Consider the following 3,990-nt stretch of genomic DNA (forward strand, 5'->3'; position numbering starts at 1 on the left):
CCTGAAAAATACTATTGCCTCTAGCCTTTACTCACCAAAAACTTTTTCAGCAGACCCGAAATACTTCTATCCAATTACTGATAAAACCCTTTGACAAAAACTGCCTCGCCTCAACTCATAAACAACTCAATAAATAGCAATTTATCACTTTTTATCATCTAATTATCAAGAATAAAATAGAGTAAAACTATTGATTTATAAACTGTAAGTTAGAAACTGAAATTATTCAAAACTAATCCAGTTTTTCGACTGATACAATAAAAAAAATCACTTCTGTTAAACCTGAAAAATACTATTGCCTCTAGCCTTTACTCACCAAAAACTTTTTCAGCAGACCCGAAATACTTCTATCCAATTACTGATAAAACCCTTTGACAAAAACTGCCTCGCCTCAACTCATAAACAACTGAATAAAGAACAATTTATCACTTTTTATCAAGAATAAAATAGTGGAAAAAAGTAGCTCAACTGGTATCGTATTGTGGAAGCAACTTTAGTTGAAAAAATACTCACAGCATGGGGACAGTTTATCAACGGGTTTTGCTCAAGTTGAGCGGTGAAGCCTTGATGGGAAGTTTGGGCTATGGCATTGACCCAGCAGTAGTCCAAGGAATTGCTCAGGAAGTGGCCGAAGTAGTGGCCACAGGAATCCAAATGGCAATTGTAGTTGGAGGCGGTAATATTTTTAGAGGTGTGAAAGCAGCCTCTAAGGGAATGGATAGGGCAACAGCAGATTATGTTGGTATGATTGCCACTGTAATGAATGCTATTACCTTACAGGATGCCCTGGAACAAGCAGGAGTACCAACAAGAGTCCAAACAGCGATCGCTATGCAGGAACTAGCTGAACCTTACATTCGTCGCCGAGCTATTCGCCATTTAGAAAAATGTCGAGTGGTGGTTTTTGGTGCCGGTTCTGGTAATCCATTTTTTACTACTGACACTACTGCTGCTCTCAGAGCGGCAGAAATTGATGCAGAGGTGATTTTTAAGGCCACTAAAGTTGATGGGGTCTATGATTCTGACCCACATAAGAATCCAGAGGCCAAACTATACGAGTCCCTGAATTACACGGAAGTATTAACTCAAGACTTACGGGTAATGGATAGTACGGCGATCGCTCTTTGCAAAGAAAATAATATCCCGATTATTGTATTTAACCTTTCAGTTTCGGGTAATATCCGTAAAGCTGTTATGGGAGAAAAAATTGGAACTATTGTAGGAGGTTTTAATGAATCTAGAAGAAGCTGAGGATAAGATGAAAAAAGCAGTTGAAGCGACTCAAAGTTCCTTCAATACTATTAGAACTGGAAGAGCTAATGCTTCTCTTTTAGACAGAGTAATAGTGGAGTATTATGGAACTCCAACTCCACTCAAATCTATGGCAAATATTGGCGTCCCAGATGCTAGTACCATTACTATTCAACCTTTTGATAAAAGTAGTCTCAGCTTGATTGAAAAAGCTATTAATATGTCAGACGTTGGTTTAACTCCCAACAATGACGGATCTATTGTTAGGTTAAATATTCCTCCATTAACAACTGAACGTCGTCAGGAAATGGTTAAGTTAGCAGCAAAACTTGCTGAAGAGGGGAAAGTTTCTGTCCGGAATATTCGTCGTGATGCCGTAGATTCAGTTCGTAAACAAGAAAAAAAGAGCGATATTTCTAAAGATGAATCACGAGATTTGCAAGACAAAATTCAAAAGAAGACAGATAAATACATCGCCAAAATAGATGAGTTACTAGCTGCTAAAGAGAAGGATATTACCACAGTTTAAAAAAATCTTGAAAATAACAGATAAACAAAAGTCAAAAGTAAAAAATTAAAAGTTCAAACACCTCTATATCGACAAGGTATTCAAAATCGAGTATCTTAGAGAATAATAGGTAAGGTGGGAACTATGTGACTTTTGCAGGGGGGAAGTTTTATAGATGGTTTAAGCAAGTCAATGACTTATCTATTCTATAGAAACTGCCCCTACTCAATAGGTATTTTCCCATCCTGACAAATCATAAAAAATCTCAGTATTAGAATTAGAAGAAATGTTTGATTGTATAATCGTAGGAGCAGGCCCCGCAGGAAGTACAGCAGCTTATCATTTGGCTAAGAAAGGACGTTCTGTTTTAGTCATAGAAAAAGAATCTTTGCCTAGAGTTAAAGCTTGTGGTGGTGGGGTCTCTCCAGCGATCGCTCAATGGTTTGACTTTGATTTAAGCCCGGCAATTTCTCTCAAGGTAAAAGAAATTCGTTATACATGGAAATTAGAAGATCCTGTAGAAGCAAATTTGCCTGTTCCTATGTGGATGGTAAAACGGGATGTTTTTGATAATTTTCTGATACAAAAAGCTACAGAACAAGGTGCAGAATTAAGAGACAAAACAGAAGTTACAGGTATTGAATTTAAAAGCGATTCTTGGGAAGTTAAAACAACAACGGAAACTTTTACTGGTCGTTATTTAATTGCTGCGGATGGAGCCAAAGGACCAATGGCTAAATGGTTAGGTTTTAAAGAATCTAAAAAACGGCAAAGTCTAGTTTTTGAAGCACCATTAAATGAGTCAAATCAAAAAGCAACCTTTGAATTTGGTTTAGTTAAAAATGGGAATATTTGGGGTTTTCCGAAAGCTGATTCCTATTCAATTAGTATTGCTACTTTTAGAGGCGGGGAAGCCAAAAACCTCTCTCAAGATTTGATGGGATATGCTCAACAAATTGGTGCAAATATAAGTCAAGATAAATTATTAGAACATGACATTTCTCTATGGGATGGAGATAAAAATCTGCACACTCAAAATGCTGTCTTGGCAGGAGAAGCAGCAAGTTTATCAGACCCCTTATCAGCAGAAGGAATTCGCCCTTCAATTTTTAGTGGTGTAAAAGCTGCTGAAGCGATCGATCAAGCGTTGGGAGGCGATGGAGATGCTCTGAAAAAATATACTCAGATAATTAATGAAGAATGGGGTGCAGATATGGTTTGGGCAGGTCGTTTAGCAGGAGCTTTTTATCGGTTTCCTAAAGTAGCTTATAAAGTAGGGGTTAAGTTACCAGCAGCTACGACAGTAATGAGTAAAATTTTGTGTGGAGAATTGCGTTATGCGGATATTGCTAATACTGCTATTAAGAAGTTAAGTAGTAGTTTTTTGCCAGGAAGAGGTTAGCTGAAGTCAGAAGTTAGAAGTTAGAAGTCAGAAGTTCAATAGTAGACTGTTTCATCTTAAATTTTGCAATAGATGTAGGTTGGGTTGAGGGACGTTTGCGGAGCATTTCCAACGGAAAAACCCAAGAACAATCAGTCGTAACGAACCATTTTAGTTCTGTCGTTCTGGTAGTGGACTGACAATTTTGTGCAAAATATGTCGTGGACTGCGAGGGCGGTGCCCTGCGGCGAAATTTAATATTTGAGAGTTCAGCGATAGTTTTTGGTAAGCGCAATTTCGCACCCTACTTGACTGTTTCAGTCCACTACTATCCATCTGTTCTGTTTGTGTGCTTCAGGAAATGAATTAATCATTGCTCTATACGCAATAGTCAAAAATTTTCACTATCCATCTCCTCTGGCGGAGGTGCTTCAGCAAATGTATTGACTCTGGCGTATAGAGCAATAGTCGAAAAATTTTACTATTCATCTCCTCTGGCGGAGTGCTTCAGCAAATGTATTGACTCTGGCGTATAGAGCAATAGTCGAAAAATTTTACTATCCATCTCCTCTGACGGAGGTGCTTCAGCAAATGTATTGACTCTGGCGTATAGAGCAATAGTCGAAAAATTTTACTATTCATCTCCTCTGGCGGAGTGCTTCAGAAAATGAATTGATTATTGCTCTATACGCAATAGTCGAAAAATTTTACTGTTCATCTCCTCGAACGGAGTGCTTCAGGAAATGAATTAATAATTGCTCTATCCGCAATAGTCAGAAATTTTACTATTCATCTCCTCTGGCGGAGTGCTTCAGAAAATGAATTGATTATTGCTCTATACGCAATAGTA

General features: G+C 37.9%; 3 protein-coding genes. All 3 read left to right on the forward strand.

The window, feature by feature from the left end:
* Positions 1-516: 516 nt before the first annotated feature.
* The 3 genes from pyrH to F6K22_RS34675 all read left to right on the forward strand — a co-directional run bounded on the left by pyrH (position 517) and on the right by F6K22_RS34675 (position 3,161).
* Positions 517-1,251 (forward strand): UMP kinase, encoded by a 735-nt coding sequence (gene pyrH, locus F6K22_RS34665; RefSeq protein WP_293108906.1) that lies wholly within the window; start codon positions 517-519, stop codon positions 1,249-1,251.
* Positions 1,232-1,780: a ribosome recycling factor gene (gene frr, locus F6K22_RS34670; RefSeq protein WP_293108909.1), complete on the forward strand. Its 549-nt coding sequence runs from the start codon at positions 1,232-1,234 to the stop codon at positions 1,778-1,780. Before pyrH ends, frr begins: the two co-directional genes overlap by 20 nt.
* 265 nt (positions 1,781-2,045) lie before the next feature.
* Complete coding sequence (locus F6K22_RS34675; protein ID WP_293108912.1) at positions 2,046-3,161, forward strand: geranylgeranyl reductase family protein; 1,116 nt, start codon at positions 2,046-2,048, stop codon at positions 3,159-3,161.
* Positions 3,162-3,990: the final 829 nt, after the last annotated feature.

It is taken from the genome of Okeania sp. SIO2F4 (assembly GCF_010672385.1).
Taxonomy (GTDB): Bacteria; Cyanobacteriota; Cyanobacteriia; order Cyanobacteriales; family Microcoleaceae; genus Trichodesmium.